Annotated in this window: 16 protein-coding genes; 12 read left to right on the top strand and 4 right to left on the bottom strand. The window is 71.3% G+C overall.

Annotated elements, in window-relative coordinates; all coding sequences use genetic code 11:
- Positions 1 to 12: 12 nt before the first annotated feature.
- The 3 genes from ACIREE_RS00865 (at position 13) to ACIREE_RS00855 (ending at position 1,069) form a co-directional block, all read left to right on the top strand.
- Entirely contained in the window at positions 13 to 219 is a 207-nt protein-coding gene (locus ACIREE_RS00865; protein ID WP_404144557.1) for an acyl-CoA carboxylase epsilon subunit, read from the top strand.
- 74 nt (positions 220 to 293) lie between these two features.
- A complete protein-coding gene (gene mmpB, locus ACIREE_RS00860) occupies positions 294 to 428 on the top strand; it encodes a morphogenic membrane protein MmpB (RefSeq protein ID WP_363196806.1) in 135 nt (44 codons plus the stop codon).
- 29 nt (positions 429 to 457) lie between these two features.
- Positions 458 to 1,069 (top strand): nucleoside triphosphate pyrophosphatase, encoded by a 612-nt coding sequence (locus ACIREE_RS00855; RefSeq protein ID WP_404144554.1) that lies wholly within the window; start codon positions 458 to 460, stop codon positions 1,067 to 1,069.
- Here the strand turns inward: ACIREE_RS00855 and ACIREE_RS00850 are convergent.
- A complete protein-coding gene (locus tag ACIREE_RS00850; protein ID WP_404144553.1) occupies positions 1,041 to 1,517 on the bottom strand; it encodes a hypothetical protein in 477 nt (158 codons plus the stop codon). The two genes, ACIREE_RS00855 and ACIREE_RS00850, sit on opposite strands and share 29 nt — an antisense overlap.
- Before the next feature lie 369 nt (positions 1,518 to 1,886).
- Between ACIREE_RS00850 and ACIREE_RS00845 the strand changes: the two genes are divergently transcribed.
- Both ACIREE_RS00845 and ACIREE_RS00840 read left to right on the top strand, forming a co-directional pair.
- Positions 1,887 to 3,659: a biotin carboxylase N-terminal domain-containing protein gene (locus ACIREE_RS00845; protein ID WP_404144551.1), complete on the top strand. Its 1,773-nt coding sequence runs from the start codon at positions 1,887 to 1,889 to the stop codon at positions 3,657 to 3,659.
- 142 nt (positions 3,660 to 3,801) lie between these two features.
- Positions 3,802 to 4,386: a TetR/AcrR family transcriptional regulator gene (locus tag ACIREE_RS00840; protein WP_404144550.1), complete on the top strand. Its 585-nt coding sequence runs from the start codon at positions 3,802 to 3,804 to the stop codon at positions 4,384 to 4,386.
- Between the two features lie 163 nt (positions 4,387 to 4,549).
- Here the strand turns inward: ACIREE_RS00840 and ACIREE_RS00835 are convergent, their stop codons facing one another.
- Positions 4,550 to 5,509, bottom strand: coding sequence for a DeoR/GlpR family DNA-binding transcription regulator (locus tag ACIREE_RS00835; RefSeq protein ID WP_404144548.1), 960 nt, complete (start codon positions 5,507 to 5,509; stop codon positions 4,550 to 4,552).
- Positions 5,510 to 5,698: 189 nt separating this feature from the next.
- Positions 5,699 to 7,147 carry an NAD(P)H-quinone dehydrogenase gene (locus ACIREE_RS00830; RefSeq protein ID WP_404144546.1) on the bottom strand — a complete coding sequence of 483 codons (1,449 nt, stop codon included), beginning with the start codon at positions 7,145 to 7,147 and terminating at the stop codon, positions 5,699 to 5,701.
- An 87-nt stretch (positions 7,148 to 7,234) separates the two neighbouring features.
- On the opposite strand from ACIREE_RS00830, the gene ACIREE_RS00825 reads away from it, so the two are divergent.
- The 4 genes from ACIREE_RS00825 (at position 7,235) to ACIREE_RS00810 (ending at position 11,671) form a co-directional block, all read left to right on the top strand.
- Positions 7,235 to 7,672 carry a gamma-glutamylcyclotransferase gene (locus tag ACIREE_RS00825; protein ID WP_363196813.1) on the top strand — a complete coding sequence of 146 codons (438 nt, stop codon included), beginning with the start codon at positions 7,235 to 7,237 and terminating at the stop codon, positions 7,670 to 7,672.
- A 120-nt stretch (positions 7,673 to 7,792) separates the two neighbouring features.
- Complete coding sequence (locus tag ACIREE_RS00820) at positions 7,793 to 8,617, top strand: purine-nucleoside phosphorylase (protein WP_404144544.1); 825 nt, start codon at positions 7,793 to 7,795, stop codon at positions 8,615 to 8,617.
- A 49-nt stretch (positions 8,618 to 8,666) separates the two neighbouring features.
- Positions 8,667 to 10,322, top strand: coding sequence for a phospho-sugar mutase (locus ACIREE_RS00815; RefSeq protein ID WP_404144543.1), 1,656 nt, complete (start codon positions 8,667 to 8,669; stop codon positions 10,320 to 10,322).
- Positions 10,323 to 10,474: 152 nt separating this feature from the next.
- Positions 10,475 to 11,671 (top strand): hypothetical protein, encoded by a 1,197-nt coding sequence (locus ACIREE_RS00810; RefSeq protein WP_404144541.1) that lies wholly within the window; start codon positions 10,475 to 10,477, stop codon positions 11,669 to 11,671.
- 10 nt (positions 11,672 to 11,681) lie between these two features.
- Here ACIREE_RS00810 and ACIREE_RS00805 read toward each other — a convergent pair whose 3' ends face one another.
- Positions 11,682 to 12,293, bottom strand: coding sequence for a PH domain-containing protein (locus ACIREE_RS00805; protein ID WP_404144540.1), 612 nt, complete (start codon positions 12,291 to 12,293; stop codon positions 11,682 to 11,684).
- Positions 12,294 to 12,485: 192 nt separating this feature from the next.
- Here ACIREE_RS00805 and deoC point away from each other — a divergent pair, with 192 nt between their 5' ends.
- From deoC to ACIREE_RS00790, 3 genes are read left to right on the top strand one after another with little or no spacing between them, the layout of a single operon-like run.
- Positions 12,486 to 13,448: a deoxyribose-phosphate aldolase gene (deoC, locus tag ACIREE_RS00800; protein WP_404145287.1), complete on the top strand. Its 963-nt coding sequence runs from the start codon at positions 12,486 to 12,488 to the stop codon at positions 13,446 to 13,448.
- Between the two features lie 5 nt (positions 13,449 to 13,453).
- Positions 13,454 to 14,908 carry an aldehyde dehydrogenase family protein gene (locus ACIREE_RS00795; RefSeq protein WP_404144538.1) on the top strand — a complete coding sequence of 485 codons (1,455 nt, stop codon included), beginning with the start codon at positions 13,454 to 13,456 and terminating at the stop codon, positions 14,906 to 14,908.
- On the top strand, positions 14,901 to 15,842 hold the full coding sequence (locus ACIREE_RS00790) for an aldehyde dehydrogenase family protein (protein ID WP_404144537.1): 942 nt from the start codon (positions 14,901 to 14,903) through the stop codon (positions 15,840 to 15,842). The genes ACIREE_RS00795 and ACIREE_RS00790 overlap by 8 nt, the downstream gene beginning before the upstream one ends.
- The last annotated feature ends 55 nt before the right edge of the window (positions 15,843 to 15,897 follow it).

The raw sequence follows: 15,897 nt of genomic DNA, 5'->3' as shown, positions 1-15,897 counted from the left end.
GGAGCCCGGATCATGATGATCAAGGTCGTACGGGGAAATCCGACCCCCGAGGAGCTGGCCGCCGCACTGGCGGTGGTTCAGGCCCGCGCCGCGGCGGAGACCGGGGCCCCGGCCGCCGCGGCGGAGCGGGACGCGTGGGCCGACCCTTCCCGCATCGCCCGCCGCCGCCTGCCGGCCCCGGGCCCGGCGAGCTGGTCCCGCACGTACTGGCCCGCGTGACGTAGTTCGCCCGCGCGGAGCGCCTGAGTACGCGTACTCAGGCGCTCCGCGCGGGCGCGGCGCAGTATCGGGGTGTGCTGTGGTCCGATCCCGAGAACGAGCCCCCGAAGGAGCTCCGCGAAACGCAGGAGATGCTGCGCCGCGCGGGTCTCGTGGTGGCGCTCGCCATGTTCGTGGCCATGGTGGTGCTGGGTCTCGGCGTTCTGTAGGGGATGCCGGTTCCTCTACGCTGGCCGGTATGACAGCCGCGCGCCGCCTCATCCTCGCCTCCCAGTCGCCCGCCCGCCTGGGCCTGCTGCGGCAGGCCGGCTTCGCGCCGGAGGTGATCGTCAGCGGGGTCGACGAGGACGCCGTGACGGCCCCCACGCCCGCCGAGCTCGCCCTCGCTCTCGCCGAGGCCAAGGCGTCCGTCGTGGCGGCGCGGCCCGAAGCGGGCGGCGCGCTCGTCATCGGCTGCGACTCGGTGCTCGACCTGGACGGCGAGGCACTCGGCAAGCCCGCCGACGCCGAGGAGGCCACGGCCCGCTGGAAGGCGATGCGCGGCCGCGCGGGCACCCTGCAGACCGGCCACTGCGTGTACGACACCGAGTCCGGCACGTACGCCTCCGGCACCGCCTCCACGGTCGTCCGCTTCGGCGAGCCGAGCGACGCGGAGGTCGCCGCGTACGTGGCGACCGGCGAACCCCTCTACGTGGCGGGCGCGTTCACGCTCGACGGCCGCTCGGCCCCGTTCATCGACGGCATCGACGGCGACCACGGCAACGTGATCGGCCTCTCGCTGCCCCTGCTGCGCCGCCTCCTCGCCCAACTGGGCGTCGGCATCACGGAGTTGTGGGCTCCGGCGAGCTAGCGGGGCCGGGCATCGGCGTGGCCGCGCCGTTGTCGTTGCCCACGGCGCCGGCCTGGTCCCTGCGGTCGTAGGCGACCAGGGTGAACACGACCAGCGCGAGCACGACCATCATGAAGGCGAAGGCGGGCCAGCCCACCAGGCCGACGCAGAACGCGCCGAGCAGGCCGTGCACGACGGCCGCGCTGATCAGCAGGATCCGCCCGACGGTGCCGGGCGACCGGTCGGTGGCCGCCGCTCGTGCCAGCACGAACGCGCACAGCACGAGATAGATCCCGAACACCCCGCCGGCGACCCAGGCGCCCACCGACATCGCCTGCGGGTCGAGCCCGGCGAGCGACATGTCCTGCCCTTCGACGACCAGCCCCAGGAACCAGTTCACGAACCCGATCCCGAGCGCCTCCGCGAGCAACACGATCGCCGCCACCCACGCCACCGGTCTGCGCGCCACCGGGTCCACCCACTTTCGACTACGCCGCCGTAGAACGGCTGTTACCTCGAGTTCGTTCGAGACATCGCGAACGCTACTAACGGGTAAACCCAGGGACAAGAGGTCCGACCATGGCAAAGAATCATTGGGCCATTCGTAGGGACTCCACAAAGAATGCCGACCGGGCGCAGCACGGTCTCACAGAGACCTTGGCCACATCACCGGGCTAGGGTTGCCCCGAGGGATCCCGCACAGCCAGGCGAGACAAGGGGTTTCGCAGGCGAGCGGGGACCGAGTCACACTCCGTGTGGGCAAGCTCACCATCGGGGACGGGTCGTAAGCCCGTGTCGGCAGTCCCTAAACTCGGCTTGTTTCAAGGAGGGAGCCATCGTGCGCAAGGTGCTCATCGCCAACCGTGGCGAAATCGCTGTCCGCGTGGCCCGGGCGTGCCGGGACGCAGGGATCGCAAGCGTTGCCGTTTATGCCGATCCGGACCGGGACGCTCTGCATGTCCGCGCGGCCGACGAGGCCTTCGCGCTGGGTGGTGACACCCCGGCCACCAGCTACCTGGACATCGGCAAGGTGCTCCAGGCAGCCAAGGACTCGGGGGCGGACGCGATCCACCCCGGCTACGGATTCCTGTCGGAGAACGCGGAGTTCGCGCAGGCCGTGCTGGACGCGGACCTGATCTGGATCGGCCCGCCGCCGCAGGCCATCCGGGACCTGGGCGACAAGGTCGCCGCCCGGCACATCGCGCAGCGCGCGGGTGCCCCGCTGGTCGCCGGTACGCCGGACCCGGTGTCGGGCTCGGACGAGGTCGTGGCCTTCGCCCAGGAGCACGGCCTGCCGATCGCGATCAAGGCCGCCTTCGGTGGCGGCGGCCGCGGCCTGAAGGTCGCCCGCAACCTGGAGGAAGTCCCGGAGCTGTACGACTCCGCGGTGCGCGAGGCCGTCGCCGCCTTCGGGCGCGGCGAGTGCTTCGTGGAGCGCTACCTGGACAAGCCGCGGCACGTGGAGACCCAGTGCCTGGCCGACTCCCACGGCAACGTGGTGGTCGTGTCCACCCGCGACTGCTCGCTGCAGCGCCGCCACCAGAAGCTGGTCGAGGAGGCCCCGGCGCCGTTCCTCTCGGACGCCCAGATGGAAGAGCTGTACAGCTCGTCCAAGGCGATCCTGAAGGAGGCCGGCTACGTCGGCGCGGGCACCGTGGAGTTCCTGGTCGGCGCGGACGGCACGATCTCCTTCCTGGAGGTCAACACCCGTCTGCAGGTCGAGCACCCGGTCACCGAAGAGGTCGCCGGCATCGACCTGGTCCGCGAGATGTTCCGCATCGCCGACGGCGAGGAACTCGGCTACGGCGACCCGCAGTTGCGCGGTCACTCCTTCGAGTTCCGCATCAACGGCGAGGACCCGGGCCGCGGCTTCCTGCCCGCGCCCGGCACCGTGACCACGTTCGACGGGCCGTCAGGCCCCGGTGTCCGCCTGGACGCGGGCGTCGAGTCCGGCTCGGTCATCGGCCCGGCCTGGGACTCGCTGCTCGCCAAGCTGATCGTGACCGGCCGTACCCGCAAGGAGGCCCTTCAGCGGGCCGCCCGCGCGCTGGCCGAGTTCGAGGTCGACGGCATGGCCACGGCCATCCCGTTCCACCGCAAGGTGGTCGCCGACCCGGCGTTCGCACCCGAACTGACCGGCTCCGACGCCCCGTTCACGATCTTCACGCGGTGGATCGAGACCGAGTTCGACAACGACATCCCGCCGTTCGCCCCGGGCGGCGCGGACGCCGAGGACGAGGACGGCGACCGCGAGACGATCGTCGTCGAGGTCGGCGGCAAGCGCCTGGAGGTCTCCCTCCCGTCGTCGCTCGGCATGTCCCTCGCCCGGACCGGACTCGCGGCGGGCGCCAAGCCCAAGCGCCGCGCGGCCAAGAAGTCCGGGCCCGCCGCCTCCGGCGACACCCTCGCCTCCCCGATGCAGGGCACCATCGTCAAGGTCGCCGTCGAGGAGGGCCAGGAGGTCCAGGAGGGCGACCTGATCGTCGTCCTGGAGGCCATGAAGATGGAACAGCCGCTGAACGCGCACAAGTCCGGCACCATCAAGGGCCTGTCCGCCGAGATCGGGGCGTCCCTCACGTCGGGCGCCGCGATCTGCGAGATCAAGGACTGACGCACCACCCACCACGCACGGAGCGCCCCTCGGACCCCTCCCGGTCCGGCGGGCGCTTCGGCGTTCCCCGCCCGTCCCGCCCGTCGGCTCGAACGGCCGATCAGGCATCCTTGAGATCTCCGCGCACGCCCAGGGAGGCCCGATGACGTCCGACACCGAGTACGAACGCGCCCGCCCCATGCGTGCGGACGCGCGCCGCAACTACGACCGGCTGCTCGCCCAGGCCCGTACGGCCTTCGCCGAGCACGGGACGGGTGCGTCCCTGGAGGACGTGGCGCGCGGCGCCGGGGTCGGCATCGGCACGCTGTACCGGCACTTTCCGAACCGGTACGCGCTGGTGAGCGCCGTCTTCGAAGAGGCGGTGAGTGATCTGCTCGCTCGCTCCAAGGCGCTCCTCGACGCCCCGCAGCCGTGTTCGGCACTCGTGACATGGCTGCGCGAGATCATCACGCATGCGAGCGAGTACCGGGGGCTGTCCCGGGCCCTCATGTCGGCTTCCCAGGACACGAGTTCGGCGCTTGCACGGTGCAGTACGCCGATGCGGGAGGCGGGCCTTGCGCTGCTTCTTCGCGCCCAGCAGGCCGGCGCGGTACGCGAGGACGTCTCCATCACGGATCTGCTTCAGCTCACCAACGCGATCGCGCTGGCCGCGGAGGAGACTCCGTCGGACCCGGACTTGGCAGACCGCCTGCTGCGATTGACGCTCCGGGGCATCACAGCCCCCTAGGGGCGCGGGGCTGTATCGATCAGCGGCCCCGCCGCGGGGCGCGAGCAACCACGATGGCGTGGCACCCGCCGGCGAATCAGCAACCAGCAACGGCGCGAGGCCCCGGGGCTCTGCCCCGGACCCCGCTCCTCAATCGCCGGAGGGGCTAAACCGGCGATTCAATTCAGCGCCGCCTGAGATCCGCGACCCGGGCTGAACGCTCGGGACCCGCGTCCATTCCCGCCGCGCTCCTCAACGGGTGGGCCCCGCCAGGGATTTGCTGCCGGCGCTGACCCGGCAGCGGGACATCCCGGCGCGACTGCCGCGCCGGGACGGGATCACCGCCCCCGGCCGACACCGGACCTGCCCCGGCGACAGCGATCTGCACACCCTGGTCGGCCAGCGCCTGCAACTCCGTGGCGGCCCGGTCGTCGTGCGCGGGCGGCTCGTCGGTCACAAGCCGCGTGATCACATCCGTCGGCACCGTCTGGAACATCGTGTCGGTGCCGAGCTTGGAGTGATCGGCGAGCACGACGACCTCCGCCGCGGCCTGCACGAGGGCCCTGTCCACCGATGCGGAGAGCATGTTGGACGTGGAGAGCCCGCGCTCGGCCGTCAGGCCGCTGCCGCTCAGGAAGGCCCGGGAGACTCTCAGCCCCTGAAGGGACTGCTCCGCCCCGCTGCCCACCAGCGCATAGTTGGAACCCCGCAGAGTGCCACCCGTCATGACGACCTCGACGCGATTGGCATGCGCCAACGCCTGGGCCACCAGAAGGGAATTCGTGACGACGGTCAGTCCCGGCACACGCGCGAGCCGGCGGGCCAGCTCCTGCGTGGTCGTCCCCGCGCCCACCACGATGGCTTCGCCTTCTTCGACGAGACCCGCGGCGAGATCGGCGATGGCCGTCTTCTCTGCGGTCGCGAGATGTGATTTCTGCGGAAAGCCGGACTCCCGCGTGAATCCGCCCGGCAATACCGCACCGCCATGTCGGCGGTCGAGGAGTCCTTCTGCCTCCAGTGCGCGCACGTCCCGCCGTACGGTCACTTCAGAGGTCTGGACGACGCGGGCGAGCTCCCGGAGCGATACCGCTCCATTGGCCCGCACCATTTCGAGGATCAATTGACGACGTTCTGCAGCGAACACGAAACTGACAGTAACCCCAACGACCGTCTGCTTTCAGCTGTTTGCGCCGAATTACAGGTTCTGTTCGCACAACTGCCCAGGGAGTGGTATAGGCACGACCGGGACGCCTATCCAGTACGCCTATGCCAACCGCACGGGCGGCAACTCACCGTGATGCGGGGTCAATTGATGCCCGCCGGTGAAGGGGGCTCAGCCCTCTTCCGCGACCTTCCGCGTGTGCAATTGCCGCGCCACCTCGGCGATCGAGCCTGAAAGGGAGGGGTACACGGTGAACGCGTTCGCGATCTGTTCGACCGTCAGGTTGTTGTCGACCGCGATCGAGATGGGGTGGATCAGTTCCGAAGCGCGGGGCGCGACGACCACTCCGCCGACCACGATCCCGGTGCCCGGACGGCAGAAGATCTTGACGAAGCCGTCCCGGATGCCCTGCATCTTCGCGCGCGGGTTGCGCAGCAACGGCAGTTTCACGACGCGGGCGTCGATCTTTCCGGAGTCGACATCGGCCTGTGAGTAACCGACAGTGGCGATCTCGGGGTCCGTGAACACGTTCGAGGAGACCGTCTTCAGGTTCAGCGGCGTCACCGCGTCGCCGAGGAAGTGGTACATGGCGATGCGGCCCTGCATGGCCGCCACCGACGCCAGGGCGAAGACTCCGGTCACGTCCCCGGCCGCGTACACACCGGAAGCGGTCGTGCGCGACACCTTGTCGGTCCAGATGTGGCCCGACTCCTTGACCTTGACCCCGGCGTCCTCCAGGCCCATCCCGCTGCTGTTCGGGATGGCGCCGACCGCCATCAGACAGTGCGTGCCGGAGATGACCCGGCCGTCGGCCAGGGTGACCTCGACGCGGTCGCCGACGCGCTTGGCGGAGGCGGCGCGGGAGCGTGCCATGACGTTCATGCCGCGGCGCCGGAACACGTCCTCCAGGACGGCGGCGGCGTCCGGGTCCTCGCCCGGCAGCACGCGGTCGCGGGACGAGACGAGCGTGACGCGGGAGCCGAGCGCCTGGTAGGCGCCGGCGAACTCGGCACCGGTGACACCGGAGCCGACCACGATCAGCTCTTCGGGCAGCTCCTCCAGGTCGTAGACCTGCGTCCAGTTGAAGATCCGCTCGCCGTCCGGCAGCGCGTCGGGGACCTCGCGCGGGTGCCCGCCGGTGGCGATGAGCACGGCGTCGGCGGTGAGGGTCTCCTCGGTGCCGTCGGCGGCCGTGACGATCACCTTGCGGGAGCCGTCCAGGTCCTGCTGGCCCTCAAGGCGGCCGCGGCCGCGCAGCACCCGGGCACCCGCCCGGGTGACGGAGGCGGTGATGTCGTGCGACTGGGCGAGCGCGAGGCGCTTGACGCGACGGTTGACCTTGCCGAGGTCGACGCCGACGACGCGGGCCGGGCTGTCCGGGTCGGGGGTGTCGTCCTCGACGATGATCCCCAGCTCTTCGTACGAGGAGTCGAAGGTCGTCATCACCTCGGCCGTGGCGATCAGGGTCTTCGACGGCACGCAGTCGGTCAGCACCGACGCACCGCCCAGACCGTCGCAATCGACGACGGTCACCTCCGCGCCGAGCGAGGCGGCCACCAGGGCCGCTTCGTATCCGCCAGGTCCGCCACCGATGATCACGATCCGAGTCACGTACGCCATTGTCCCGCACCGTTCAAGAGGACGCCCTGGCGGGGTGTCCTCCACTTCGCTCGGAGCGCGCGAGACAACTGCCGTACCCTCGGACCCATGTCGCTCTACGCCGCGTACGCCGGCAATCTCGACCCGCGGCTCATGACGCGCCGCGCCCCCCACTCGCCGCTGCGCGCGACGGGCTGGCTCACCGGATGGCGGCTGACGTTCGGGGGCGAACACATGGGCTGGGAGGGTGCGCTGGCCACGATCGTGGAGGCGCCCCGCTCGCAGGTCTTCGTCGCGCTGTACGACGTCGCCCCCATGGACGAGGAGTCGATGGACCGCTGGGAGGGTGTCGGGCTCGACATCTACCGGCGGATGCGGGTGCGCGTGGACACCCTCGAGGGCGAGGAGCCCGCCTGGCTGTACGTCCTGAACGGGTACGAGGGCGGCCTCCCCTCGGCGCGCTACCTGGGCGAGATCGCGGACGCGGCCGAGTCGGCGGGTGCCCCGCACGACTATGTGATGGAGATGCGCAAGCGCCCCTGTTAGGCGCCCGCCCGGATCACCCGCCCCGGATCGGGGCTTCGTCGGAAACGACAAGACAACGATCGCAATACCGTGAGGCTCGTCATCTACGCGCGTAGGACTTGACCGGCTACGCTCAGGCGCGTGAACGCTACTGCTACTCCGGACAACCTCCAGGGCGACCCCTACGCCGCCGCCGACGCCGCCGCCGCGCGCCTGCGCGAGCTCACCGGCGCCGAGACCCACGACGTCGCCCTCGTGATGGGCTCCGGCTGGGCGCCGGCCGCCGAGGCGCTGGGCGCGCCGGCCGCCGAGTTCCCCTTCACCGAGCTGCCCGGATTCACCGGCGCGGCCGTGGCCGGGCACGGCGGCAAGGTCCGCTCGTACCAGGTCGGGGAGAAGCGCGCCCTGGTCTTCCTCGGCCGTACCCACTACTACGAGGGCAGGGGCGTCGCGTCCGTCGCGCACGGCGTGCGCACCGCCGCCGCCGCGGGCTGCAAGACCCTCGTGCTGACCAACGGCTGCGGGGGCCTGCGCGAGGGCATGCGTCCGGGCCAGCCGGTCCTCATCTCCGACCACCTCAACCTGACGGCCACCTCGCCGATCGTCGGCGCGAACTTCGTCGACCTGACCGACCTGTACTCGCCGCGCCTGCGCGCGCTGTGCCAGGAGATCGACCCGACGCTGGAGGAGGGCGTGTACGCCCAGTTCCCCGGCCCGCACTACGAGACGCCCGCCGAGGTCCGGATGGCCGGCATCCTCGGCGCCGACCTGGTCGGCATGTCCACCGTCCTGGAGGCCATCGCGGCCCGTGAGGCGGGCGTGGAGGTGCTCGGCATCTCCCTGGTCACCAACCTGGCCGCGGGCCTGTCCGGCGAGCCGCTGAACCACGAGGAAGTCCTCCAGGCCGGCCGCGACTCCGCGGCGGGCATGGGCGAGCTGCTGACCCGGGTCCTCGCCAAGATCTGAGCACCCCGTACGCCTGACGACCTGTCCTCCTAAGGAAGCGAAGCGAACCGTGACCGTACAAGGCAGCGAACTGCTCGACCTGGCGAAGACCTGGCTGGCGGAGGACCCCGACGAGGAGACCCGCGAGGAGCTGGCCGGGCTCATCGACAGCGGGGACCTCACGGCGCTCGGCGAGCGCTTCGCGGGCACGCTGCAGTTCGGCACGGCCGGCCTCCGCGGCGAGCTGGGCGCGGGCCCGATGCGGATGAACCGCGCGGTGGTCATCCGCGCGGCCGCGGGCCTGGCCGCGTACCTGAAGGCGCAGGGGCAGACCGACGGCGTCGTCGTCATCGGGTACGACGCGCGCCACAAGTCGGCGGACTTCGCGCGCGACACGGCGGCGGTGATGGTGGGCGCCGGGCTGCGCGCCGCGGTGCTGCCGCGCCCGCTGCCGACGCCGGTGCTCGCCTTCGCCATACGGCATCTGGGCGCGGTCGCGGGGGTGGAGGTCACGGCCTCGCACAACCCGCCCCGGGACAACGGCTACAAGGTGTACCTCGGTGACGGCTCGCAGATCGTGCCGCCGGCCGACGCGGAGATCGCCGCCGAGATCGACGCGGTGGGCTCGCTGCACGACGTGGCGCGCCCGGAGTCCGGCTGGCAGACGCTCGGCGACGACGTCCTCCAGGCGTATCTGGCGCGTACGGACGCGGTCCTGGCCGCCGGGTCCCCGCGCACGGCCCGCGCCGTCTACACGGCGATGCACGGCGTCGGCAAGGAGACCCTGCTGGCAGCCTTCGCGCGCGCGGGCTTCCCCGAGCCGGTGCTCGTGCCCGAACAGGCCGAGCCCGACCCGGACTTCCCCACGGTCGCCTTCCCGAACCCGGAGGAGCCGGGCGCGATGGACCTGTCCTTCGCGACGGCCGACGCCCAGGCAGTGGCCCCGGACCTGATCATCGCCAACGACCCGGACGCGGACCGCTGCGCCGTCGCCGTCCGGGACGGGGCCGGCTGGCGGATGCTGCGCGGCGACGAGGTGGGCGCGCTGCTCGCGGCGCACCTCGTGAAGCGGGGAGTGAGCGGCGACGCCACCGTCTTCGCCGAGTCGATCGTCTCGTCGTCATTGCTCGGCCGGATCGCCGAGGCGGCTTCCCTGCCCTACGAGGAGACGCTGACGGGCTTCAAGTGGATCGCCCGCGTCGAGGGTCTGCGTTACGGCTACGAGGAGGCGCTCGGCTACTGCGTCGACCCCGAGGGCGTGCGCGACAAGGACGGCATCACGGCCGCGCTGCTCGTGACCGAGCTGGCGAGCGAGCTCAAGGAGAGCGGCCGTACGCTCCTGGACGCGCTCGACGACCTGGCTCTGGCCCATGGCCTGCACGCCACGGACCAGTTGAGCGTGCGCGTCGAGGATCTCTCGGTCATCGCGGCCGCCATGCGCCGCCTGCGCGAGCAGCCTCCGACGGCTCTCGCCGGGCTCGCGGTGACCCGCGCCGAGGACCTCGCCGCCGGTGCGGGCGGGCTGCCTCCTACGGATGGCCTGCGTTACACGCTGGAGGGCGCGCGCGTCATCGTCCGCCCGTCCGGCACGGAGCCCAAGTTGAAGTGCTACCTGGAGGTCGTGGTGCCGGTGACCGACCGGGCCGCGCTGCCCGCGGCGCGGACCACGGCGTCCGGCCTGCTGACCGCGATCAAGCGGGACCTGTCGGCCGCGGCAGGGATCTGACGCCGACGCGCACGACACGCGGCGCGGTCACGGCGCCGAGGCGCTCGTAAGAGTGACTTCTGCAGGGCAGTTGACGGAACGCGGGACGACGGGGCCCGGGGGCAACGGGAAGGTTGCGCACGCACCGCCCCCGTCCCCCAGGAGCCGCAGACGTGCCCCCGACCGCAACCGAGACCCCGCTCGTGCCAGAGGCACGGGGCACCCGAACGGCCCCGGGCACCACGATCACCGGCCTGCGCACCCGCGCCACCCGCTCCCTGCGGCGAGCGGCACCCGCCCTGTTCGCGTACGCGGCCGTCCGCACGTTCGTGTTGCTCGTCTTCGGCGTGTGGTCCCACAAGGAGGGGCACGGCATCTGGCCCGCGCTCGCCGCGGACTGGGACTCCAAGTGGTACCTCGGCATCGCCGACCACGGCTACGAGCACACGCTCGGCACCAGGCACGACGCCAACAATCTCGCCTTCTTCCCGCTCTACCCGTACCTGGTGAAGGCGGTGGCCGCCGTGACGCCGGGCTCGCGGGCGACCGTGGGGCTGGTCCTGGCGGCCGTCTCCTCGCTCCCCGCCGCGTGGGGGATCTTCGCCGTCGGCGACCGGCTGCACGGGCGCCGCGTGGGCGTACTGCTCACGTTCCTCTGGGCGTGCTTCCCGGTCGGCATCGTCCAGTGGATGGGCTACACCGAGTCGCTGTTCACCGCCTTCGTCGCGTGGTCCCTGTACGCGGTGCTGACCGGCCGGTGGGTGTGGGCCGGCACCCTGGCGGCGCTCTCCGGACTGACCCGGCCGACCGGCATCGCCCTCGCCGCGGCCGTCGGCCTGTGCGGCCTGCTCACGCTGCGCCGCCGCTTCTCCTGGCGGGTGCTCACGGGCGTCCTGCTGGCCCCGCTGGGCTGGCTCGCCTACGTGGGATGGGTCGGCCTGCGCCTGGGGCGCTGGGACGGCTACTTCGCCGTACAGCGGCTGTGGGCCAACGAATTGGACGGTGGCATCGAGACGCTGCGCCACTTCCGGGGGCTCCTCGCCTACGACTCGACGCCCGAACTCTTCCTGGTGATCGTGACGGCGACCCTGCTCGCGTCCGTCGTCCTGTACGCGTTCTCGCTCTGGGACCGCCAGCCGCTGCCGCTGCTGATCTTCACCGGGGTACTTCTCGCCATCGTGCTCGGCAGCGGCGGCGTCTACTTCTCCCGGGCCCGCTTCCTCGCACCCGGCTTCCCGCTGCTGCTCCCGATCGCCCTGGTGATGGCGCGGGCGTCACGGCGGTTCCTGCTGCTCGGGGTGGCGGGGGCGGTGCTCGGCGCGGCGTACTGCGGCGGCTACATGATCCTGGTGTGGCCGAGCGCGCCATAGCGCACGGCTGTCAGCCCAGCGCGACGAGGACGACGAGCAGGACGGCTCCGGCCACGGCAGGGGCGATGATCTCGTACGCCCAGCGGACGGTCGGCTCGCCCTGCGACGTCGTGGCCTTGGCCCGCGACTCGCACAGCTCGCGCAGTTCGTCCATGGACTGGTCGGCGGGGGCGCGCCGCTCGGCCGGGGCCTTCGGCATCGGCTCCTCGCCACGACGGCCGGTCCGCGGCCGCGCGGGGCGCGTGGCGGCCTTGCGGCGGGCGCGCAGCGAGACCGGGATGGACCAGAGCTGGTACTTGTTCCCCGCCTCGTCGAACACCTCGTTGGAGTAGCCGGAGCGGAAGTTCGCGACGGCGGCCCAGGGCAGCGTGATGACCCGGAACGGGTTGCGCACACGCAGCCGGTCCTCGTTGCCGAAGACGGCCGGGCGGATGGTGAACGCGACGACGAGCGGCACCGCGAAAAGCAGCCCGGCGAGCGCCAGCCAAGGAGTGCGGCCCGTACCGCCGAGCACCGCGTCGGCACCGAGCCAGACCCCGAGGGCAAGCAGCACGACACCGCCCGCGATGCCGGCGGGCGACCGATAGATCCGGTCCGGGGAGGTGACGGTGCGGCTGCTCATACATTGATTCTGCCCGAAGCCCCGACGGGGCAGTTTTCAGCCCCGCTCCTCAAGCCCCTCCGGCGTTTGAGGAGCGGGTCCGGGGCAGAGCCCCGGGGCCGAGCACCATCGCCGGGTGCGGGCACAGAAGAGCCGAGCAGAACCACCCCCCTATACAGCCGCTACGCGCGTAGATATGCTCCCCTCGTGACCATGCCCACTGCACCCGCCCCCGCCAAGGGCCACGCGCTGGCCGACGCCACCGCCTCCGATGCCACCCTGCGCCGATTCCTCCAGGGACTGCCTGGCGTCGACGCGGTGGGCCTGGAGGGCCGCGCCGCCGCGCTCGGGACCCGTTCCATCAAGACCACGGCGAAGGCGTACGCCATCGACCTGGCCATCTCGATGATCGACCTGACGACCCTCGAGGGCGCCGACACCCCGGGCAAGGTCCGGGCGCTCGGCACCAAGGCCGTCCACCCCGACCCGACCGACCGGACCGCCCCGCGCACCGCCGCCGTCTGCGTCTACCCGGACATGGTGGCCACGGCGAAGGAGGCCGTCGCCGGCTCGGGCGTCAAGGTCGCCTCCGTCGCCACCGCCTTCCCGGCCGGCCGCGCCGCCCTCGAGGTCAAGCTCGGCGACGTCCGCGAGGCCGTCGCCGCGGGGGCCGACGAGATCGACATGGTCATCGATCGCGGCGCCTTCCTCGCGGGAAAGTACATGAAGGTCTACGAGGAGATCCGCGCCGTGAAGGAGGCCTCCGGCGCCGCCCGGCTCAAGGTCATCTTCGAGACCGGCGAGCTGTCCACGTACGACAACATCCGGCGCGCGAGCTGGATCGGCATGCTGGCCGGGGCCGATTTCATCAAGACCTCGACCGGCAAGGTGGGGGTCAACGCGACCCCCGCCAACACGCTGCTGATGCTGGAGGCCGTGCGCGACTTCCGCGAGGCCACCGGCGTACAGATCGGCGTGAAGCCCGCCGGCGGCATCCGCACCTCGAAGGACGCCATCAAGTTCCTGGTGATCGTGAACGAAACAGTCGGCGAGGACTGGCTCGACAACCACTGGTTCCGGTTCGGCGCCTCCAGCCTGCTGAGCGACCTGCTGATGCAGCGCCAAAAGCTCTCCACAGGCCGCTACTCCGGTCCCGACTACGTGACGGTGGACTGATCGCCATGACAAACGCAGCACACGCAGCAAAAGCATTTGAGTACGCGCCCGCGCCCGAGTCGCGTTCGGTCGTCGACATCGCCCCGTCCTACGGGCTGTTCATCGACGGCGAGTTCACCGAGGCCGCCGACGGCAAGGTCTTCAAGACCGTCTCGCCGTCCACCGAGGAAGTCCTCTCCGAGGTCGCGCAGGCCGGCGAGGCGGACGTCGAGCGGGCCGTGCGGGCCGCGCGGAAGGCATTCGGTACGTGGTCGGCACTGCCCGGCGCGGAGCGCGGCAAGTACCTGTTCCGGATCGCCCGCATCATCCAGGAGCGCAGCCGCGAGCTCGCCGTCCTGGAGACGCTGGACAACGGCAAGCCGATCAAGGAGACGCGCGACGCGGACCTCCCCCTCGTCGCGGCGCACTTCTTCTACTACGCGGGCTGGGCGGACAAGCTCGGCCACGCGGGCTTCGGGCCTGACCCGAAGGCGCTCGGCGTCGCCGGCCAGGTCATCCCCTGGAACTTCCCCCTCCTCATGCTCGCGTGGAAGATCGCCCCGGCGCTCGCCACGGGCAACACGGTGGTCCTCAAGCCCGCCGAGACGACCCCGCTGTCCGCGCTGTTCTTCGCGGACATCTGCCGCCAGGCCGGGCTGCCCAAGGGCGTCGTCAACATCCTGCCCGGATACGGCGACGCGGGCGCCGCGCTGGTCGCGCACCCCGATGTGAACAAGGTGGCCTTCACCGGCTCCACCGCCGTCGGCAAGGCGATCGCCCGGCAGATCGCGGGCACCGACAAGAAGGCCACGCTCGAACTGGGCGGCAAGGGCGCCAACATCGTCTTCGACGACGCCCCCCTCGACCAGGCCGTCGAAGGCATCGTCACCGGCATCTTCTTCAACCAGGGCCAGGTCTGCTGCGCGGGCTCGCGCCTGCTCGTCCAGGAGTCGATCCAGGACGAGCTGCTGGACAGCCTGAAGCGGCGTCTGTCCACGCTGCGCCTCGGCGACCCGCTCGACAAGAACACCGACATCGGCGCGATCAACTCCGCCGAGCAGCTCTCCCGGATCACCGCGCTCACCGAGACCGGTGAGGCGGAGGGCGCCGAGCGCTGGTCCGCTCCGTGCGAACTGCCCTCCGCGGGCTACTGGTTCGCACCGACGCTGTTCACGAACGTCACGCAGGCGCACACCATCGCCCGTGACGAGGTCTTCGGCCCGGTCCTCTCGGTGCTCTCCTTCCGCACGCCGGAGGAGGCCGTCGCCAAGGCCAACAACACCCAGTACGGGCTTTCGGCGGGCATCTGGACCGAGAAGGGTTCGCGGATCCTGGCCGTCGCGGGCAAGCTGCGGGCCGGGGTCGTCTGGGCCAACACGTTCAACAAGTTCGACCCGACCTCGCCGTTCGGCGGTTACAAGGAGTCGGGCTTCGGCCGCGAAGGCGGTCGCCACGGCCTGGAGGCGTACCTCGATGTCTGACAAATCCGAGAAGGCCGAGAAGTCCGAGAAGGCCATGCACTCCGAGTCGACGCGACTGTCCGTCCTCAAGACCTACAAGCTGTACGTGGGCGGGAAGTTCCCGCGTTCCGAGAGCGGCCGGGTGTACGAAGTGACCGACTCCAAGAGCGGCAAGTGGCTGGCGAACGCGCCGCTCGCGTCCCGCAAGGACGGCCGTGACGCGGTGGTCGCCGCCCGTAAGGCGTTCGGCGGCTGGTCCGGCGCGACCGCGTACAACCGCGGGCAGATCCTCTACCGCGTCGCCGAGATGCTGGAGGGCCGCCGCGAGCAGTACGTGCGCGAGGTCGCCGAGGCAGAGGGCCTGAGCAGGTCGAAGGCGGCCGCGGTCGTGGACGCGGCGATCGACCGCTGGGTCTGGTACGCGGGCTGGACCGACAAGATCGGCCAGGTCGTGGGCGGCGCCAACCCGGTGGCCGGGCCCTTCTTCAACCTCTCCACGCCGGAGCCGACCGGTGTCGTCGCCGTCGTCGCGCCGCAGGAGTCGTCGTTCCTCGGGCTCGTCTCGGTGATCGCCCCGGTCATCGCCACCGGCAGCACGGTGGTCGTGATCGCGTCCGAGAAGGCGCCGCTCCCTGCCCTCTCCCTCGGCGAGGTGCTCGCCACCTCCGACCTGCCGGGCGGCGTGGTGAACATCCTGTCCGGCAAGGCGTCGGAGATCGCGCCGTCCCTCGCCGCGCACCAGGACGTGAACGGCATCGACCTCACCGGCGCCGGCCCGGCCCTCGCGAAGGAGCTGGAGATCGCGGCCGCGGACAACCTGAAGCGCGTACGCCGTCCCCAGCCTGTGGAGGACTTCTCCGCGGACCCGGGCACGGACCGTCTGACGCAGTTCCTGGAGACCAAGACGGTCTGGCACCCGACGGGTTCGCTGGGCGCCTCCGGCTCCTCGTACTAGAACCGCCCGGCCCGTGCGGCCCCGGCCCCTTCTCCGTCCAGGAGGGGCCGGGGCC

It is taken from the genome of Streptomyces sp. NPDC102467 (assembly GCF_044765445.1).
Lineage (GTDB): Bacteria > Actinomycetota > Actinomycetes > Streptomycetales > Streptomycetaceae > Streptomyces.
The sequence above is the reverse complement of the archived record's forward strand: the minus strand, read 5'-3'. Positions and strand labels throughout refer to the sequence as shown.

Excerpts from the sequence above, each read along its gene's own strand:
- ACIREE_RS00840 (WP_404144550.1), top strand. The coding sequence starts at position 3,802 with ATGACGTCCGACACCGAGTACGAACGCGCCCGCCCCATGCGTGCGGAC.
- ACIREE_RS00790 (WP_404144537.1), top strand. The coding sequence starts at position 14,901 with ATGTCTGACAAATCCGAGAAGGCCGAGAAGTCCGAGAAGGCCATGCAC.
- deoC (WP_404145287.1), top strand. The coding sequence starts at position 12,486 with ATGCCCACTGCACCCGCCCCCGCCAAGGGCCACGCGCTGGCCGACGCC.
- ACIREE_RS00830 (WP_404144546.1), bottom strand. The coding sequence starts at position 7,147 with ATGGCGTACGTGACTCGGATCGTGATCATCGGTGGCGGACCTGGCGGA.
- ACIREE_RS00865 (WP_404144557.1), top strand. The coding sequence starts at position 13 with ATGATGATCAAGGTCGTACGGGGAAATCCGACCCCCGAGGAGCTGGCC.
- ACIREE_RS00855 (WP_404144554.1), top strand. The coding sequence starts at position 458 with ATGACAGCCGCGCGCCGCCTCATCCTCGCCTCCCAGTCGCCCGCCCGC.
- ACIREE_RS00805 (WP_404144540.1), bottom strand. The coding sequence starts at position 12,293 with ATGAGCAGCCGCACCGTCACCTCCCCGGACCGGATCTATCGGTCGCCC.
- ACIREE_RS00795 (WP_404144538.1), top strand. The coding sequence starts at position 13,454 with ATGACAAACGCAGCACACGCAGCAAAAGCATTTGAGTACGCGCCCGCG.
- ACIREE_RS00825 (WP_363196813.1), top strand. The coding sequence starts at position 7,235 with ATGTCGCTCTACGCCGCGTACGCCGGCAATCTCGACCCGCGGCTCATG.